Source organism: Microcoleus sp. MON1_C5 (assembly GCF_036701875.1).
GTDB lineage: Bacteria > Cyanobacteriota > Cyanobacteriia > Cyanobacteriales > Microcoleaceae > Microcoleus.
This window is the reverse complement of sequence record NZ_JAUBRN010000039.1, coordinates 1-19,204: the sequence shown is the minus strand read 5'-3', so window position 1 is coordinate 19,204 and position 19,204 is coordinate 1. Positions and strand designations below refer to the sequence as shown.

The following is a 19,204-nucleotide window of genomic DNA, read 5'->3' as shown; positions in this document are numbered from 1 at the left end:
CGGACTTAAACAAAAAATTAATGTTAATGGAACTTAGATATTTTCTAGCCCCTTTAGGGGCTGAAAACGTTTTTTGGCAAAGAAAAGAGGTGGATGGCGTAATATCAAATCCGTTAGCATCGGAATAGTAAATTCGAGTTCACTGTTGACGGTTGACGGTTGACTGTTCACGGCGTCAACAGTCAACAGTCAACCGTCAACCGTCAACATCATTCCGGTGTAACCGGAAATGATATAAAAACGGCTCTAATCCCCTGTCCCCAGTTCAAACAAAACTGAAAGCAGCGTTTGCCAAGCTCAAAGGCCCTTCTCCTTGAACAACGGCAATTAGTTCGGTTGCCAAGTTGGAGCTACGGAAAATGGCGGTTCCCGTCGGCAAACCAGTAGGAGAAGCTTTAAGCACATACTCGCTCTCAAAACCTGACAGCACGATCAAGTCTTCGCTCGCTTTGAAGTCAACAATTAGTGCGTAGTCGCCTAAGCCTTGATTGGCTGAGTTGCCACTATCGTAGAACGGCTGGTTTGCCTCACCCAGTACGAATATGTCATAGCCCGCTCCTCCAGTCAGGGTGTCCACCTCGCCACGCCCCGGATTGTCAGCAAGCGCTTCAGCGCCAATTAGCGAGTCAGACCCCTCCTCGCCAAACAGCTTGTCGCTGCCCATACCGCCAATCAAGCTGTCGGAGCCGCTGTCGCCCACCACTAAATCATTGCCGCGACCGCCTGTGGTTGAGTCGTCGCCCGCACCACCAGTGAGACTGTCATTGTCCGCACCGCCAGCCAGCGAGTCACTTCCTTCGCCACCAGAGAGAAAGTCATTGCCCTCGCCACCGTTGAGAGCGTCAAAGTCACCCTCGCCAAAGAGCGAGTCATTTCCAGTTCCTCCAGACACCTCATCGTCGCCCTCGTTACCATAAAGACTATCCTCACCGACGTCACCTTTAATAATGTCTGCCCCAGCTTGACCAAATGCTAAGTCATTGCCAGTTCCACTATCTAGCCAGTCATTACCTTGACCGCTGGTGAGGGTGTCGTTGCCATCTCCTCCAGAGAGGCTATCGTCGCCAAGTTCGCCTAACAGCGTGTCATCCCCTTCACCGCCGTCCACTAGATCATTCTCCTTACCGCCGTAGAGAGCATCGCTATCGCTGCCCCCTGTCAAAGTATCATCGCCCGTATTCCCGAGGGCGAAGTCGCTGCCTGAGTCGCTGTTTGCCGCATCGCTACCGCTGCCACCTGAGAGAGTGTCATTGCCAGCGCCACCTGAAAGGGTGTCATCTCCAGAACCGCCTGCTAGAGTATCATCGCCAGTGCTGCTTGTGATGAAATCGTTGTCTTTATCACCGTTGAGGAAGCTATTACCAGGGCCGCTAACCAACGTATCATCGCCCCCACTGCCTTGAAGAGTGCGTTGGTTGGCTGCTGTCAGATTATCATCCTTTTCAGCTAGTAGCTCGTAACTCAGTACCTCGGTTTGCCCGTAGTAATCTGTTGACTCAATGCGAATCTTGTACCATCCAGAGGCGTTTTCTGGGACTTGCCAGGTCAATTTGCCATCGGCATCTAAGGTCGCCCCCGGAGGCGATTCCAGTAGGGTTAAGGTGTCATCTTCGTTTTCTTTGATAATTTGAGCGGTGTAGGTCTTTCCAGGTTCTGCCTTTTCTTCCCATTCTCCTTCAGCCAGCTCGACGGTTGGTTCGCTGCCAACAGTGGCAATCTCCGCCTCGCTTTCTTTGCTGTTATTTTCATCCTGATCGACGGCTTCGACAGTGAAGCGGTAGGTTTCGCCAAAAGTTAAGTTCGGGATGACAACTGTGCTAGTAGGGCCGTTCGTGGTCACAACTTCTGTTTCTTCTGACCCTGCCGCGTCGCTGGTGTACTTGATGGCGTAGTAGGCGACATCAGGATCTTTGACCGGCTCCCATTCGAGTTCTATCTCCGTACCCGAAGTCCACTTGGCTTCTAAGCCTTTGACTTGCTCTGGAGCGCCTGCTTCTTCAATTTCGATTGGCTGCTGTACATATTCGTAAATAGGAGGGTTTTCGCCATCTTCGATGACAGCGTAGATGTAGTAAGTCCCAGTAGCCAGGCTGCTAACATCCCAAGTGTAGTTGCCAGAGCCGTCAGTTTCATTGAGGTTGTCAGCAATGAGTATGCCATCTGTACCGCTGCCATCTGTGTCGTAGAAGAGGCTGATTTTGGCTTCTGAGTCTGGGTCAAAAGCACCGTAGTTGATGGTGACGCTGGAGTTTTTGGCTTGGGAGGCTGATGTTTGCGGTGATTGGCCCTGAGTTTCAGGGCTGGCAAGCTGTAAGCTATCTGTTGATTGACCAGAGCGACTACTGTCGAATTCAACTTGAATTTGGTCAATTGTCGGGTCTTGGGTCAATTTAATGAAGGAGGTTCTGGGCGTTACGGTTTTCTCTTGCCCGTCGTCGGTTTTTACAACAACTTTGCTGGCATACAAGCTCTTGGTAATCTCTGAAATTTTGTCTGCATCCTGTAATATGAGCGTTTTTGACGTATCTGAAGATAATTCGGGAACAACTTGAACCAGTCCTTTAAACTCATTAACTTTGCTAGTAAGCGTTGTTGGCAACACTCCTCCACCGCCCGTGACCCCAGGTAGAACCCCTGGCACTTCCGTGAGCGTAGTCCCCTCTGATTTAGCAGCTCCTGTTTCATCCAATTCATAGGACTGGTTTGCAAACGTCCCGTTTGTTTCTCCTGTAAGAAACACACTTGATGTAGTCTTTTTATTGGGAAAGGGATTGTCCCACTCTGCTGTTAGCAGGATATATTTAGCTGGCGTTTGACCTGGGAGAGAGCTACTGCTAATGGTTGAGATATCTTTAGCTGACCTTTGACCTTGGGATGAGCTACTGGTAATTGTTGAGATAGCTTTGTTCAGGTCATTGGAAACATCGTCTATTTCTTGACCGCCTAAAGATTTGTTTTCGCCCTGGAAAGGAATTTTGTAGCCGAACCGCTTTTTTATAGACGTAAACACAAGAGGAATGTTAATCTCACCCCAGGCTGCAACGTAGTCATTAGAATAGTTTTTGTCGTTCGTGAATTTAATCCCACCATTTCCTGAGCCTAATGTCTTACCCTTAATAATAGGTACAAAGTCGGGAACCTTGAGGGTTGCGCCTGCGATCGCTGCAAAATCGAAGTTGCTGTTAGCCCCAAATTTAGTCTTAGTGGTTATAGTACCGTTGAGGATGTTCATGTCACTCTCTACTTTGAGAGTTCCATTTTCCCAATTGAGATCAACTTCAGACCTGCCTTCAGCAATGCCAGCTAAAAATTTAGCGTTTCCCTTGTAATTGAGGCGTTCTGCATTAATATCAGTTGTTCCCTCTGCTTTTAAAATAAAACCTTCTTTTTTTCCAAACAAGGGCAGATTGATTGTAAACTGTTCTAGACTAGCAAGCCCGATAGTGCCACTAATATTAGCTCGCTCCTTGGAGTCGGCTGCCAAGTTGCTGAGCGTCGCTCCTATTTTCTGTAATTTGACGCCTGCACTCGGAATTTTTATATCTAAGTTATCAGCTTGAAGACCAATTGAATCGAGCTGCTTATTTTTGATTTTTAGTTCTCCGTCTAGCTCAATGTCTTTGGGAATCTTTACCTTAGCCTTTGCCCCAAAATCTCCTTTCTGAGTGTCTATTTCTAGTTCAGCACTTTTAACAGTTACAACCTTCGGTACAATGACCGCATCCTTGACAGTAAGCTTGCCCTTTACATCCAAGCCTGTCTTGCTAAATTGAATAAAGTTAGGGTCAGCTAAATCGAGATTAGCCTTAAAGCTTTTGGTAAGAGAAGCATCAATTTTTCCTTGAAGTTTGACGATGGTTTCAGGGTTTGTTTGCAATTCTGCGGAGAGTTGAGTTGGTTTGAGGTCGATTCCTTTTAATTTGAACTCTAGTTTTTTTTCCAGCTCTGTAGGAAGGTTAATTTTTCCTCCGGTTATGCTCGCGCCGGCAGGATTTAAAGTGAGGGTTATAGTGTCTTGTTCACCGGCTAGCCTTTGGCCAGCTAAGTTACTCGGCAAGTAGAATTTGTCGATGTTCTTAGGCAGTTTAAATTGGGTTTTCAGGTTGAGATCGCTGCTGCTCGTAAAATTTAATTCTTTGACATCAATATCTAGCCCGGCGAACTTGTACTCGGTGTCATCATTTTTGCCCTCATCTTGCACAGTGGCTTCTATTGTTCCCTCTTTTGCTTTAGCAATATCGATCTTGAAAGTTCCTGTGAATAGCGAACCTTCAACTTTGCTGCTTGTGGAAGAAACTTGTCCTTTGACGACTATTTCTTCATCGTTGTAGGACACTGTACCGTTTACGAGTAGGGGTTGTTTCCCTTTGAAGCCAATTTGGACTTTGCCAGAAGTCTTGTAGAGGTCGTCGTCTTTATCTTTCTGGAAAGGAGTCTCTGGCGACAGTTCGATGATGCCTAGTGCAGGTGAACTTTCGGGGGCGGGCGTCGCTGTTGGCGTTTCTTTGTCGTCGTCTTCATCTTTCTGCAAAGGAGTCTCTGGCGACGGTTCGATGCTGCCTAGTGCAGGTGAACTTTTGGGGTCGGGCGTCGGTTTTGGCGTTTCTTTGTCGCCGTCTTCCTCTTTCTGCACAGGAGTCTCTGGCGACGGTTCGATGCTGCCTAGTGCAGGTGAACTTTCGGGGGCGGGCGTCGCTGTTGGCGTTACTTGTTGACTTTTCCTGAGATTGATGTCGAGCGAGTTTTCGGAGGGAATGATTTCTGGAATAATATTTTTTTTAAGTAAAGAAGCGTTGTCTAACAGTTGAGTTTCTGTCATAAAATTACCCGGTCTGAAAATTCATACCTTACCCTCGTAAATTATCACGTACTATTTAGTGATGTCAATATAGCAATCCTAAATTAGTTTCAATAACTGGTTAACTGGTTTCCATGCTCTGCCTGGGAACCGATGTCACTCTTGCTCTGCCTCGGCTGCGACAATGGAGGCAAAGCCTCCGGATATGCGTTACCAGGCTCTGCCTGGTAACGAGTATAATCATTTAGGATTGCTATAGCACGAATAACTTTCTGGCGTAGTCGTAACTGTAGGGTTTGGCGATAGGGTTTTGCGATGCTCGTGAGATTGCCGACAACTTCTCGTCTATGTGTTAACGCCTTGACGGTTACTATAGCACTCCTCAATCAATTGTAAACACATTGGGCTTCACCAATCCTGATTAAGTTGGTATTAATTAAGATAAATTTTTGTGACTCATTTAGGATTGCTATATAGAAGGAGATGAAATTTCCGAAGGTACAGTCAATATTATCATGCTACCTCCTCTACTTGATGTCATGGATTTGTGCGATTTGCCATTTTGAATTAGAGGCGCGAAATCTCGGAAAATTGAGATATTCGGAGAAGATGAAGTTCGGGTTTTACAAGGGCGTATGGAGGACTAAGGCATCCAAACTTAATTTTTGATAGTGTTAATTGAAAGTAAAGAAGATGGTTTCAGCGTTTCGCAGGCTGTTCCGCAGAATTTAGCAGAAGTGATGGGGAATCCTCACGCTGAAAACCCAACTTTTGGGATGATAACTAACGGCGAAGAATATATTTTCTTGAAGCTGAGTCGCGGGGAAATAAATCAATACGTGCTGTCAGATTTATGTAGCACTTCAAATAGCCGCGGTATGGTTAAATGAAGCTATGCGGGTGCTAAAGCGACTTGTGGGTTTGTCTTGTCTGTACACAGATGAATGGTACGATCGCGCTCAGGGTACAGGTGCGTTGGTACTCGCGATGTAATTAAAATAAGTTCCTTGGCATTTAAGTTGATTTCAATCTTGCCTGATACTATCGGGCACCCCCACCGCCGAAATACCCGATATCGCCTTTAAGTTTTGACACCGAATCAACTCATTAAAATCCAAACTGCGCCCTTCAATTTGCGCCACAGCCTCGATCGCCCCAAGCAAATGTCCGGCAGCTTCCGCTTCGTTGTAACCGCGCCTTCCCGCTACTCTAATCGCCCCTTCATCAGCATCTAACTCTACTTGGGAACTGCGGTTGTCGCGCCAAATTCGAGTCATGGCGAGTCCCGTCAAACCGCCCGCGATCGCAGTGCCGATCGCATCTCCCTGCAACAATTCTACAACAGTCCCGACAATTCCCGCCAGAGCCGCACCTTGATAAATATCCGGTTTAAACCACTTAACATTGCACAGAAAACTGACATTCCGCAATAGCAGTAAATCCCGCTGCGGCTTAGATAGCAGCCGCCACAAATCAAAATTAATATAAATCGGGCGAGATTGATTCCAAGGTAAAGGAAAATCGCAGTCAATTACTGTTGATTGTTGGGGCTTATTAATGATTTTACACGTCATGCGGCCGGAAGCGGGCATCACATCTAACAGGCGGCGAATTTCTGGATCGGGATTCATAAATTTTGGGGTAATTAGTAATTGGTAATTGCATCTAGATAAAAAAACAATAATATTGGTCAGTACCTCGTAGCGGCGGGTTTTACCGACAATAATTGCCTAAAACCTACAATCTCGTAAACCCGCGCCCACCCAAGAGCTGATGCCATCGAAATCAAAGTTGATGTAGGTTATTGGTTCTGTGGGGGCGGGTTTCTGTAGATTTTTGACCCTAGTTAAATATTGTTCGTAAAACCCGCCCCTACAAGTCCATAGAAGATAATTAAGGGTTTTTCTTGGATGCGGGAGAGGGAGATTCTTGAACTCGGGGAGACGCTTTTTGGGTATTAGCCGAAGGCTTCGGACTGACAATTGCTGGGGCAACTGACGGCTTTGAATTAGCGGCTGGGGATGGCAGTGGTTTTGGAGAATCAGGGGCTGTTAGCGGGGCAGCAGGGGCTGTCTTAGCGCCTAAAATGCTGGCGTCTCCGGTGTCGAAGGTGCCCGCGATGCAAGCGATCATCATTGTCGCTAAAGTGCCGACAAATAATGCTTTCCAACCGAGTTCGGAAATGTCTTTGCGGCGGGATGGAATTAGGGCGATCGTGCCGCCGACAAATATGCCGACGGAGGCTAAGTGGGCGAAGCCGGAAAGGGCGTAACTGACAATTAAAACGGTACGATCGCTCACCAGTTTGTTTGCCGATGCTTCTGCTAGAGTTTGATAGGGAGGAATCGCCGTTTCTAACAACCTGCGACCGATAATTACTGACGCTTGCCAAGAGTCCTCTAATGGAACTCCTGTTAATAGCGTCAGGGGATAAAATAAGACTCCCATAATGTTGGCTAAGGTGACAACTTTGAACAAGTCACCAATTGGGCCTGGCAAAATTGCCAGCCAGCCAAAGAATTGATTGATTAAGGAAACTAAGCCTAAGATTAAAATCAAAACAGCGGCAATTGCTACTGCCATTTTTACACCGTCCAATGCACCAATTATCGCTGCATCCAAAGGGCTAACTCGTTCGATTGGTTCTCCCCCAACAGTCTCTTGTTTGAATTCCTCGCGCTCCGTGTCCGAAATTTCTTCGCCCACAAACTCGCGGCCTTGAGGCTTCGGTTCTTCCTTGGGAATGCCGCCCATTGTCAGGGGTACGCCTGTTTCGGGTACTAAGATTTTGGAGAGGACAAAACAAGCGGGAATGGCGATAATTGAGGCTGAAACTAAATGCCCTAAAATATTGGGAAAAACTGGCTTTAGAAAACTAACGTAAATTGCTAAAGTTGAAGAAGCGGCCGTCCCAAAACAGCAAGAGAGGATTGCACAAAGTTCCGAACGAGTCATTTTCGGCAAATAAGGCTTGACGACAATTGCCGCTTCAATTCCTACGAAGATATTAGCAGCGCCGCTGAGGGCTTCTGCGCCGCTCAACCGCATTGTGGTATAAAAGATTTTGGCAAAAAGTTCGGTGATAATTTGAATCACGCCGATGTTGTATAGCAAGGCCATGAGGCCCGAAAAAAAGATGACTGTCGGTAAAGCTCTAAAGGCAAAAATATATCCTAAATTAACTGCCGGAGCTTTACCAGGTATCGGTACAACATTGCTCCCGAATACAAATCTCGCTCCAGCGTCAGCAGCGGTGAATACTCCATCCAGTAAGCCAGTAAACCACTCTAGGGCGATGCGAGTTGGGGGGAACAGGAATACTAAAAATCCTAAGACTAATTGCAGTCCAATGCCCCAGATGATGACGCGCCATGGAATATACTTGGACTGTCGGTTTTCTGAAAAAATCCAGGCGATCGCACATAAGCCAAAAATTCCCAGAAACGAGATAAGATTGTAGATTGACATGAGCCTAGTCCTTGAAATACTTAAGAATGCCGATCGACGGCTGGCACCACATCAGTTATACTATTCATCTGACGGCAAATGCTAAAAAAAAATAACGGGCCGATAAATTACGCACTCAACAGCGTACTGATGTCATTGCTTAGGTCATTCCGAACTCTGCGGATCTTTAGCAAGCCTTGATTTGCCGTAATTACCAGCAGTTTAGATAGAAACTCTAACACATGGAAGCTTTTGCTCCACATCCTCCTGAATGGACTGCGACGGCGGTTCACGCTAATGAGTTTTGCTGTCCCAAGTGCGGTGCAAGCTGCACTGATGCCGCTGAGGTCTGGATTAATCGCCGATCGCCAGTATACACCGAGTTCAACCGCCGCAAGTGGCAAGAATTTTACCGCTGCCAGTGCGATGGCGTTTGGTGGGCTTGGAGTAACGATAGGCCTCCTTCTGAACTTGTGCGTCGCGATCAGAGTTCGGATGACAGCCCGGATGACGGCCCGGATGATGATTTTTAGAACGGTGACAGAATTTTCGCTTTTCGATTTTCGATTTTATTTAAAATTAGGCTAAGGTGCGCCTCGGCGCACCCTACATTTAGATATGTTAGCGCCAGTTATCAACTAATTCATCACGTCAAGTATTCCCTTGACTACGCCTTCCATCACTTTTTCAATTAAGCTCAATTCATTTTCGCCGATCGACTCATTTAAGAGCATTGACTGAATTCGCTGTCTGTCATCCCGAGTCAGTTCGCCTGACGAAAATATCCGCTCTACTATTTGTTCAGTTAGAAATGGGAAAGCTGGGGTTTGCATGGTTGGTCTCTAAAAGCATCAATATTTTGTTTTTAACTTTATTAGAGGAGCCAGTTATGGTGTGGGTTTTTGCTGTCCCACCAAATCAGTGCTCCAATCTTAGGACTCTGGGGGGATTTTGTCAATACACTGGCGAGAGATAAATACAAAATTTGCCTTAAATTTCCGACATTCTGGCAACGGGTGGTTTGGGAGTGCGATCGACCCCCGGCGGTGGCGGTGTTCGATCGACCTTTTTAAATTTATTGGCACTTTGGCGGAACATTACAGCTCAAAAAAAATCAAAACGAGAAGAGATTAGAATTGGTAATGGAGAATTGGTAATCGGGAATTGGGAATTGGTAATGGGAAAGTGGCTTTTCCTTGTTTCCTGGGACTCATGACTAATGACTAAGTAGGTGATTACACATAAACATTACATGGGACGGTGGGTGAGTGCAGCAATAAACTGCTTACAAGTAAAGATACTGGCTCCACCCGCCCCGCCAAGATATTATTGCTTTTTTGTGCCGATCTACTTAATGACTAATGAATAATGACTAATGACTAATAGCTTCCTCCAATGACCTATTTTCGTTCTGCTCTAATTTTGACATTAGGTTTTGGGCTGCTACCGCTAGCAGTGCGATCGCAACCTGTAGTTCCTGCTACTGACGGCACGAATACTGTTGTTAAGTCCGAGCAAAATCGCACAGACATTAGCGGCGGGCAACTGTCAGGAAACGGCGCAAATCTTTTTCACAGCTTCAGCCAATTTAATCTCAGCGAAGGTCAAATAGCTAATTTTCTAACTAATCCGAATATTCAAAATATTTTAGGGCGGATTTCCGGCGACAATGTTTCCGTAATTAACGGTCTGATTTCTGTAAGCGGTGGCAACTCGAATTTATTCTTAATGAATCCTGCCGGAATTGTCTTCGGTCAAAATGCTAGATTAAACGTGCCGGGGTCGTTTTTGGCGACAACTGCTACAGGTATTGGTTTCGGCGATAGCTGGTTCAATTCGGCAGGAATTAATGATTACAAAGCTTTACTGGGGAATCCCAATCAATTTAATTTTAATAATTCACAAGTGGGTGCAATTGTCAATGCGGGGAACTTGGCAGTTGGCAGCGGGCAAAATTTAACTTTGCTCGGTGGCACAGTTATTAACACAGGACAATTATCCGCTCCCAACGGTCAAATTACTGTGGCTGCTGTTCAGGGAAAAAATGCAGTCCGTATCAGTCAATTTGGCAATTTATTAAGTTTAGAAATTACTCCGTCTTTGCAGTCTGAAAAATCGGCGATCGCCCCGGTTTCTTTGCCTCAGTTGCTGACGGGCCCCGGCGTAGCATCAGCCACAGGTTTAACGACTAACGAACAAGGTCAAGTGGTACTGACTGGCGGCCAAACAGTGGCGGCAGTTGCCGGAAGTGCGATCGTCTCGGGTTCTTTAAATGTATTTGCTCCTTCTGGGAATGCTGGCGGCACAGTCAATATTTTAGGGGAAAAAGTTGGACTCTTCGGCGCAAATATCTATGCTTCCGGGACGAACGGCGGAGGTACAGTGCGCGTCGGAGGCGGTTTCCGGGGGATGGAACCAGTGCCGAACGCACAGGTAACTTATGTTAGTCCTGATTCTACGATCGCAGCCAACGCGATCGACCGCGGCAATGGCGGCACTGCGGTAATTTGGTCAGACAATACAACTCGCTTCTTCGGCAATATTAGTGCTCGCGGGGGTCTCGCCGCAGGTAACGGCGGCACAGTCGAAGTTTCCGGCAAAAATGCTTTAACTTTCCAAGGACAAATCGATACCCGCGCGACTAACGGTGCGATCGGCAATTTGTTGCTCGATCCGGCAAATATTACGATCGTCAGCGGTAACGGCGACACCAGCGCGCAATCAACCGCTGGCGGACTCGAAGCGGCACCAGAACCTAATGAAACATCGATCTCAGAAGTGCAGTTGGAACAGATGGCGGCCGGCAGCAACGTGGTTCTAGAAACCCCGGGCTACATCACCGTCCAAGACTTGCCCGATAACAAACTTTCGCTGCAAGCGATCGCGGGAGACACCGTAACCTTTAGATCGGGCGGAGTGTTTTTTGTCAATGACCCCAAGGATTTAATCGAGACTCAAGGTGGCAACATCAACATTTTCGCCAGCAGCATCTCTCTGGGCGGACTTAATGCTAACGGTGGCAATATCGCTCTCACTGCTAACGGCATTGACTTGAGGGGCGGCAGCAATTCTGTCAGCAGTGCGGGGGGAACAATTCGCTTGCAACCCAACGATAGCCGAGCAATTCGGATCGGTGGCACCGGCGATATTTTGGGCATTTTAGACTTGACGGCAAGGGATCTCGGCGCTTTGGCGGGGGGTTTCGGCTCGATCGCGATCGGGCGCGAAAACGGTAGCAGCTCCTCGATCGCGATCGTCGCACCCATTACCTTCAACAGCCCGCTGACACTTCAAGGCAGCTCGATCGCGATCGACAATCCCCTGAGAACAAGTGGCAGCGCTAGCTTGACTCTCGACGCGCCCAAAACCGATCTCAACGCCAACATTGCGACATCCGGCGGCGATCTCACTTTTACAGGAAACGCATCCCTCAATGCTGACGTGGCTTTGAGCACTGAAGCTAGGGGCAACATTCTGTTCTCCGGTAGCCTTGACGGATCTCGCGCCCTGAGACTTGACGCTCAGCGAGTGCTGTTCGGCGCTACAGTCGGTCAAGCTGCACCGCTGGCTAGTTTGTACGTCCACGCCGACAGTACCCAGGTTTCGGGCAATATTGCGACATCTGGCGACATGACTTTCAATAGTAACGTCACAGTCTATCGCACCGCCACCCTAGCCGCCACTACCGGCAATATTGCTTTTGCCAATACCCTCGACAGCACGCCGGGCCGCGCAAATAATTTGACGCTGCGGGCTGGCGGCAACATTACTTTTGACGGCAGAGTCGGTCAAACTCAGAGGTTGGGCCGGCTCTCGGCTGATGCTGCTAGCGTGACGGCGACTTCCACAATTGCAGCCCGCAGTTTGAGCGTTAACGCGCGAGATTCTGTTACCTTCGGAGGGGACAGCAGGGCCGCTTTGGGAGCCGATATCAAGGCAGCAAATGTCCTCTTAGAGGGTAATTTAAGGACGGATGGCGGCAGCGTGAACCTGCAAGCAAGCGGCGAGGTTCGGACTGGCAATATTACCTCGAACGGTGGGAGGATTCGAGTTGAGGGGAATACTGTTGCTGCGGGTGCGATCGACTCGTCATCGGCGGGCACAGGAGGCGCGATCGCTCTCCAAAGCAATGCCGGCCCTTTAACTGCGGGAGCTTTGAACGCTTCGGGGGCGATCGGCGGAAATATTGCTGTCACCTCTTCATCGGGCATTTCGGCTCTCGATCTCAACTCCAGCAGCACTTCAAACGGCAACGGCGGAGGCGTTTCCCTGAGCGCGACTGATAACATTCAGTTGGGCTTTATCAACGCTCAAGGCGGCACTGGTGGCACTGGCGGCAGCGTTGATGTGACAACCCTCGGTTTGTTTAGCTCGAACAGTGTTTTCAACGATATATCGGGCAATTTTTCCAGTATTTCTACTGCCGGAGGTGCGCGGGCGGGAGCAGTCGCAATTCGCCACGGAGGCGGTATCGATCGACCGTTTGTAGTTGGCGGCGCGATCGATAATGGAACCCGGGGAAGCATTAATGCTGGTGGGGGAAACGCCATTTTGCCCACTTTTTCTTTTGGACAAACTTACACGCAAGGAAGTTTACCAAATCAGATTTCCCTAGTTACCCCGGGCCCCCCCTCTGCTCCGGCACCAATTCCGGCACCAATTCCGGCACCAATTCCGGCACCAATTCCGGCACCAATTCCGGCACCAATTCCGGCACCAATTGCCCCACCGCCTGTAGTGCCAGTAGTCCCCGTAAATCCCGAGCCTGCGCTGTCACTTCCTGCATCTATGGAAGTAGAATTGCGATCGCCAAGTAGATACAAACATTCCCCAACTAGCCCGGATATTTTCGCTCCTTCTCGCAGATTAGATGCGGCAGGTTCGGGAGTTTTAGAATTTGAACAAACCTTTACTCGCGAGTACGAAAAATATCTGGACTTGCCCGCAAGAAGACCGATTAGTAATATGTCGGTTATTTACGAAACTCTTCGTAAAAATGAACAAACTACCGGGATAAAATCTGCCATTATTTATATGAATTGGGTCAGCATAGCGGATGCAGGGGCCGCCAAAGAAAATGATTCTGTAGTGGTGGCAAGCCAGGATTTATCTAATGTATTGCCTGTGAGAACAAACCTCGCCTCCCAGCCCCCTCATCCCTTAGAAAATAAGTTGACCCAGAGGTTGCAGCCGGATGGCAAAGAAGTTTCCGATGTTCCTAACGGGGAGCATTTAGAATTAGTGTTAGTAACAGCTAACGCTCAACCCCAGCGCGTTTTAATTCCGGCGACAACGCGCTGGCAGGTGTTGCAACTAGCTGACGCCCTGCAAAGCGAAATAACTAATCCCCGAAAAAGAAGCAGCATTAGTTATTTGGATACGGCGCAAAAACTTTATCGGTGGTTAATTGCACCAGTTGCCCCAGAATTGGCAGCTTTAAAGATTGACAATTTAATTGTAATTCCGGCAGCAGGTTTGCGGAGCGTACCGTTTGCGGCCCTTCACGACGGCAAAGGCTTTTTAGTTGAGAAATACAGCATTAGCGTGATGCCGAGTCTGAGTTTAACTGATATTCGCTACGACAATATTGCGGATGATGAAATTTTGGCGATGGGGGCGTCGGTATTTGAAGATAAAGCGCCATTACCGGCGGTACCGGTGGAGTTAGAGTCGATCGCGCCGCCCGATCGCGGAAAATCATTTTTGAATCAAGATTTTACTCTCGGAAATTTGCAAGCTCAGCGGGCAAATCGGCCTTTTGGCATCATTCACTTAGCAACTCACAGCGAATTCCAGCCTGGGGAACCGAAAAATTCTTACATTCAGTTGTGGGATACTAAATTGCGCCTCGATCAAATGCCACAGTTGCGGTGGAATGAACCGCCGGTGAATCTGTTAGTTTTAAGCGCGTGCAGTACTGCTTTGGGCGACGAAGAGGCGGAGTTGGGGTTTGCGGGTTTGGCGGTAGCTAGCGGTGCTAAATCGGCTTTGGCGAGTTTGTGGGAAGTCAGTGATGAGGGGACTTTGGGGCTGATGACGGAGTTTTACCGGCAGTTGCGGGCCCCCAGACGCGGTGGCAATTTGATGATTAAAGCGGAGGCTTTGCGACGCGCGCAATTGGAGATGCTGCAGGGGCGCGTGCGGATTCAAGACGGGATGCTGCGAGTCGAAGGGCTTTCTATGAGTCTAACTTTGCCTCCGGAAATTGCGGCGCGGGGCGATCGAGTGCTTTTGCATCCTTATTATTGGGCCGCCTTTACAATGATTGGCAATCCTTGGTAATGGAGATGTTGAAGGAAGAAGGAAAAAGAGGCGTTGCTTAATCAAGGTATCAATAGTGCAGTAACTGGAACATCCTGAAATTTTAGGTAATTTATTTAGGACTTATATCGTTTCCGATGCAACCGGAAACGCTATCAAATGTCTCGGAACGATGATATCCTAATACCCATTCTAAAATTCCTGAACCAAAGTGGTCAACGGCTGTCCACGGCCAGATTTGGTGTGTTTTTTTTACATAAGTCTGTAATTCATCGAGCTCATCGACTTCTGAAATGACCTCGGGGTGATAAGCATCGGCTCGGAGTTTTCCGACAAGTCTTACTCAAGTTATTAGGGTGATGTGATGAGCTCCCTTGATTCGTTAATAGTCCGAAAATTCCTACCATTGACATACATTTTTATACCTTGGGGTTTCACAGTATCACTGTAACCAGGCGTGGGATTCATAATCAGCGATAAATTGACAACCAGATTTGACACAAATGTGCTTCGGTTTTCCTTTTTTATTACGGTTTTTACGGCTGTCGGTTGATTTTCACTGGCTTTCATTGCATGGTGATTCCACCTATTCATACTATAATTATGCAACGCCAAAATCTCTGAGGAAGCTCAACGGCGAGATCCCTTCACTCTGTTCTGCCTGCTTTTGGAGGAAACTGTGGAGCGAGCTCCCTCCTAACATAAATCTTTATTTGTATTTTTTTTAAGAAATGTAAAAATTAATATTTTTTTATTGAAAATTTAAATTTTGCTTAAAGTGCAGGCTAGTCTTTATATTAGAGGGTACATCTACTTAGAAATTGATAATTGCTAAAAAAATGTGTATTTCTTATTTAAATAGGCTCCAAAGATGATTAACTTAGCTGGCTACGAGATTACCAACCAAATACATGAAACTAACAATTCTTTAGTTTACCGAGGACTGAGAAAGCAAGACAACCAACCAGTCATTCTCAAATTTCTCAAGCAAGATTATCCGATGCCAGCTTCGTTAGTCAGATACAAGCAGGAATACGAAATAACACGCAATCTCAACCTAGAAACTGTACCGAAAACCTACAGCTTAGAAAGATATCAAAACAGTTTAGTTATTATTTTTGAGGATAGTGGTGGAGAATCATTAAAGCTGTGGTTTGCTTCTCAACAACTTACCTTAGAAGAGTTTTTGTCAACAGCTATTAAAATAACCAGAGCTTTAGGTCAAATTCATCAATATAACATTATTCATAAAGATATCAACCCGAGCAATATTATTATTAATTCGACAACAGGGCTAGTCCAAATCATAGATTTTGGCATCTCTACTGTTTTAACTCGTGAGAATCCTACCCTAAAAAATCCTACTGTTTTAGAAGGCACTCTGAGCTATATATCGCCGGAACAAACAGGTAGAATGAACCGAGCGATCGACTACCGCACGGATTTTTACTCATTAGGAGTCACTTTTTACGAACTGCTAACGGGGCAACTGCCATGGGATTACGACGATGCAATGGAATTAGTCCACTGTCATATTGCTAAACAAGCAGTGCCGCCCCATGAAATCAATCCAGAAATAGGAATTCCTAAAGCAGTTTCCGATCTCGTAATGAAGCTGTTAGAAAAAACGGCTGAAAAAAGATACCAAAGTGCTTGGGGAATCATCGCAGATTTAGAAGAATGCCTGGAACAACTACAGGCGAAAGGAACGATTGCAGATTTTGATATCGCCCAAAAAGATATTACAGATAAGTTTCAAATACCCCAAAAACTCTATGGGAGAGAACGAGAACTAGAAACCTTATTAGCAGCCTTCGAGCGCGTCAGCAATGGCACAACAGAAATTATGTTAGTGTCTGGTTACTCGGGCATTGGCAAATCAGCCTTAGTGCAAGAAGTTTATAAACCGATTACTAAGGCAAACGGTTATTTTATTGCCGGCAAATTCGACCAATTTCAACGCAATGTTCCTTACTCAGCTATTGTTAAAGCTTTTGGATCCTTAGTCAAGCAACTATTAACTGAAAGCGAAATGCAACTGGGCGCCTGGAAAGAAAAACTTTTAGCAGCGTTTGGTGATAACGGTCAAATCATTATAGATGTCATTCCGGAGGTAGAACTGATTGTTGGCAAACAGCCACCCGTCCAAGAGTTAGGTGCTACAGAATCGCAAAACCGTTTTAATTTAGTCTTCCAAAAATTTATCCGGGTGTTTTGTTGTGTCGATCACCCCTTAGTCATTTTTCTAGACGATTTGCAATGGGCTGACTCTGCTACTCTGAAACTGCTGGAAATAATGATGGCGGATGAGGAAACAAAATACTTATTTCTAATGGGTGCTTATCGAGATAACGAAGTGAGCCCCACGCATCCCTTAATCATGACTCTGGAGGGGCTGCAAAATCAAGGCGCGACTATTAACCACATTACCTTAACTCCCTTAGATATCGAACATATTACTAACTTGATAGCTGATACTGTGCGTAGGGATAGAGAATCAGTCATCCTCCTAGCTGAGTTAGTCGTCGGTAAAACTCAAGGCAATCCTTTTTTTGTCAATCAGTTTCTCAGAACTCTCTATGAAGAAAACCTCCTGATTTTTAATTCGGAGCAAAGAAACTGGGATTGGAATATTTCAGAAATAGAAGCCGTAGGGATTACCGATAACGTCGTTGAGTTGATGGTCGGTAAATTGAGAAAAATGCCAGATTCAACTCAGCAGGCTTTACGGTTAGCTGCTTGTGTGGGCAATAGTTTTGACTTAAATACTCTCTCCATAGTTAACGAAAAATCTACCGCCGAAACTTTTCAAGAGCTATTGCCCGCGATCCAAGATGGATTAATTTTAGCCACTTCTGAACTCGGGGTAACAGAAGAAGAAATTGTTCAGTCTCATCTAATCATTACTACTTATAAGTTTTTGCACGATCGCGTGCAACAAGCAGCTTATGCTTTGATTGATGAAAGTTCTAAAAAATCAGTTCATTTGCAAATAGGTCGCTTGCTTTGGCAAAACACCTCGCCTGAGAAACGAGCGGAAGAAGTATTTGCGATCGTCGATCATTTCAATCTGGGAATTGAACTGATTAGCGACGAATCTGAACGAATTGCAATCGCTAGACTGAATTTAATGGCAGGACAAAAAGCTAAAGCCGCAACAGCTCATACTGCGGCTACCGAATATTTACAAGCAGGTTTGAGACTGTTAGTAGATTCTAGCTGGGATACGCAGTACAACCTAACATTAGACCTGCATACCGAAGCAGCAGAAGCGGCATATCTGAGCGGCGATTTTGAAGGGATGCAAACATTGACTAATAGCTTGTTGCAACAACCTATATCGCTTCTGGACAAAGTGAAGGTGTACGAAATCCAGATGCAAGCTTATGCGGCGCAGCAAAAATCCCCAGAAGCGATCTCTACAGGGCTGCAAGTTTTGAAGCAGTTGGGGGTAGAATTTCCCCAAGAGCCAAACTTATCTGATATTGGTCAAGCATTCTCCGAAACCGCGTCAATTTTGAGCGGCAAGCGAACTGAGGACTTAATCGAACTTCCTCAAATGACAGATCCTCATCAACTAGCAATTATTAGGATACTGTTAAGTATATGGTCTTCTGCCTACATAGCGTTGCCGTCGCTAGTGCCTTTAACAGTGACTAAACAGGTCAATTTATCTGTTCAACATGGTAATGCGGCTGTGTCTCCCTTTGTTTATAGTCTATATGGTTGTCTTCTGTCTGGGGTTGTGGGAGATATCGAGCAAGGCTATCAGTTCGGTCAATTAGCCATAAATCTGCTGTCAAAGTTGAATACTAAAGAAATCAGTGCTAAGACCAAGAGTACAGTAAATGCTTTTATCAAACCTTGGAAAGAACACGTAAGGAATGTCATCGAAGGTTTTCGAGCCAATTTCTCTAACGCGTTGGAAACTGGAGATTTAGAATTTGCAGGCTATATTGCAATGCAATACTGCGTTCACTCATATTGGGTAGGTAAGCAACTAACTGTTGTTGAACAAGAAATGGTTTCCTACGGGGATGGTGTTAGTAAACTCAAACAAGAAACTTCACTTCATTATCTCGAAATTGTTTGGCAAACGGTTTTAAACATGATGGGAAAGGCTAAAAATCCCTGCATTTTAATGGGCAAAGCCTACGACGAGCATCATATGCTCCCCTTACACTTGCAAAGCAACGACCAATTAGCAATTTTTTATTTATACCTCTACAAGCTTCAGCTTTGCTATTGCTTTGAGAATTACTCCCAAGCAATTGAAATTATCACTATTGGCGAAAATTATTTTGGTTCAAGTGTAGGGATGATACTTGTTGCTATCTTCCATTTCTATGATTCTCTAGCACGGTTGGCGGTATATCTCGATACTGAAAAATCTAGGCAGCAAGGTATTATTGAAAAAGTCGAAGCTAATCAAGAGAAAATGAAAAAATGGGCAGATCATGCCCCCATGAATTTCTTGCACAAATTTTATCTCGTCGAGGCAGAACGGCATCGAGTTTTAGGGGAAAAAGTAGAGGCAATGGAAATGTACGATAAAGCTATTGCTCTAGCTAAAGAAAACGAATATATCAACGAAGAAGCACTCGCTCACGAACTCGCCGCAAAATTCTACCTGTCATGGGGTAAAGAAACGATCGCCCAAGTTTATATGCAAAACGCTCATTATAGCTACCAAGTTTG

General features: G+C 46.2%; 8 protein-coding genes. 4 read left to right on the top strand and 4 right to left on the bottom strand.

Going from position 1 to position 19,204, the window contains the following annotated elements:
- Positions 1-265: 265 nt before the first annotated feature.
- Positions 266-4,819: a fibronectin type III domain-containing protein gene (locus tag QUA71_RS18830; RefSeq protein ID WP_333287271.1), complete on the bottom strand. Its 4,554-nt coding sequence runs from the start codon at positions 4,817-4,819 to the stop codon at positions 266-268.
- A gap of 644 nt (positions 4,820-5,463) precedes the next feature.
- Between QUA71_RS18830 and QUA71_RS18825 the strand changes: the two genes are divergently transcribed.
- Positions 5,464-5,688, top strand: coding sequence for a hypothetical protein (locus QUA71_RS18825; protein WP_333287269.1), 225 nt, complete (start codon positions 5,464-5,466; stop codon positions 5,686-5,688).
- Between the two features lie 135 nt (positions 5,689-5,823).
- Here QUA71_RS18825 and QUA71_RS18820 read toward each other — a convergent pair whose 3' ends face one another.
- Both QUA71_RS18820 and QUA71_RS18815 read right to left on the bottom strand, forming a co-directional pair.
- Positions 5,824-6,429 carry a DUF3318 domain-containing protein gene (locus QUA71_RS18820; protein WP_333287267.1) on the bottom strand — a complete coding sequence of 202 codons (606 nt, stop codon included), beginning with the start codon at positions 6,427-6,429 and terminating at the stop codon, positions 5,824-5,826.
- Between the two features lie 262 nt (positions 6,430-6,691).
- The gene (locus tag QUA71_RS18815) at positions 6,692-8,266 is read right to left on the bottom strand and encodes a nucleoside transporter C-terminal domain-containing protein (RefSeq protein WP_190661772.1); all 1,575 of its coding nucleotides are present in this window, start codon (positions 8,264-8,266) and stop codon (positions 6,692-6,694) included.
- A 221-nt stretch (positions 8,267-8,487) separates the two neighbouring features.
- On the opposite strand from QUA71_RS18815, the gene QUA71_RS18810 reads away from it, so the two are divergent.
- A complete protein-coding gene (locus tag QUA71_RS18810; protein ID WP_190661770.1) occupies positions 8,488-8,778 on the top strand; it encodes a hypothetical protein in 291 nt (96 codons plus the stop codon).
- A 105-nt stretch (positions 8,779-8,883) separates the two neighbouring features.
- On the opposite strand, the gene QUA71_RS18805 is transcribed toward QUA71_RS18810, so the two are convergent.
- Positions 8,884-9,078: a hypothetical protein gene (locus QUA71_RS18805; RefSeq protein ID WP_190661768.1), complete on the bottom strand. Its 195-nt coding sequence runs from the start codon at positions 9,076-9,078 to the stop codon at positions 8,884-8,886.
- Positions 9,079-9,640: 562 nt separating this feature from the next.
- Here QUA71_RS18805 and QUA71_RS18800 point away from each other — a divergent pair.
- Both QUA71_RS18800 and QUA71_RS18795 read left to right on the top strand, forming a co-directional pair.
- Positions 9,641-14,527 (top strand): CHAT domain-containing protein, encoded by a 4,887-nt coding sequence (locus QUA71_RS18800; protein ID WP_333287265.1) that lies wholly within the window; start codon positions 9,641-9,643, stop codon positions 14,525-14,527.
- An 850-nt stretch (positions 14,528-15,377) separates the two neighbouring features.
- Positions 15,378-19,204 (top strand): serine/threonine-protein kinase PknK (locus QUA71_RS18795; protein WP_333287263.1); only part of this gene is annotated, 3,827 nt, incomplete at its 3' end.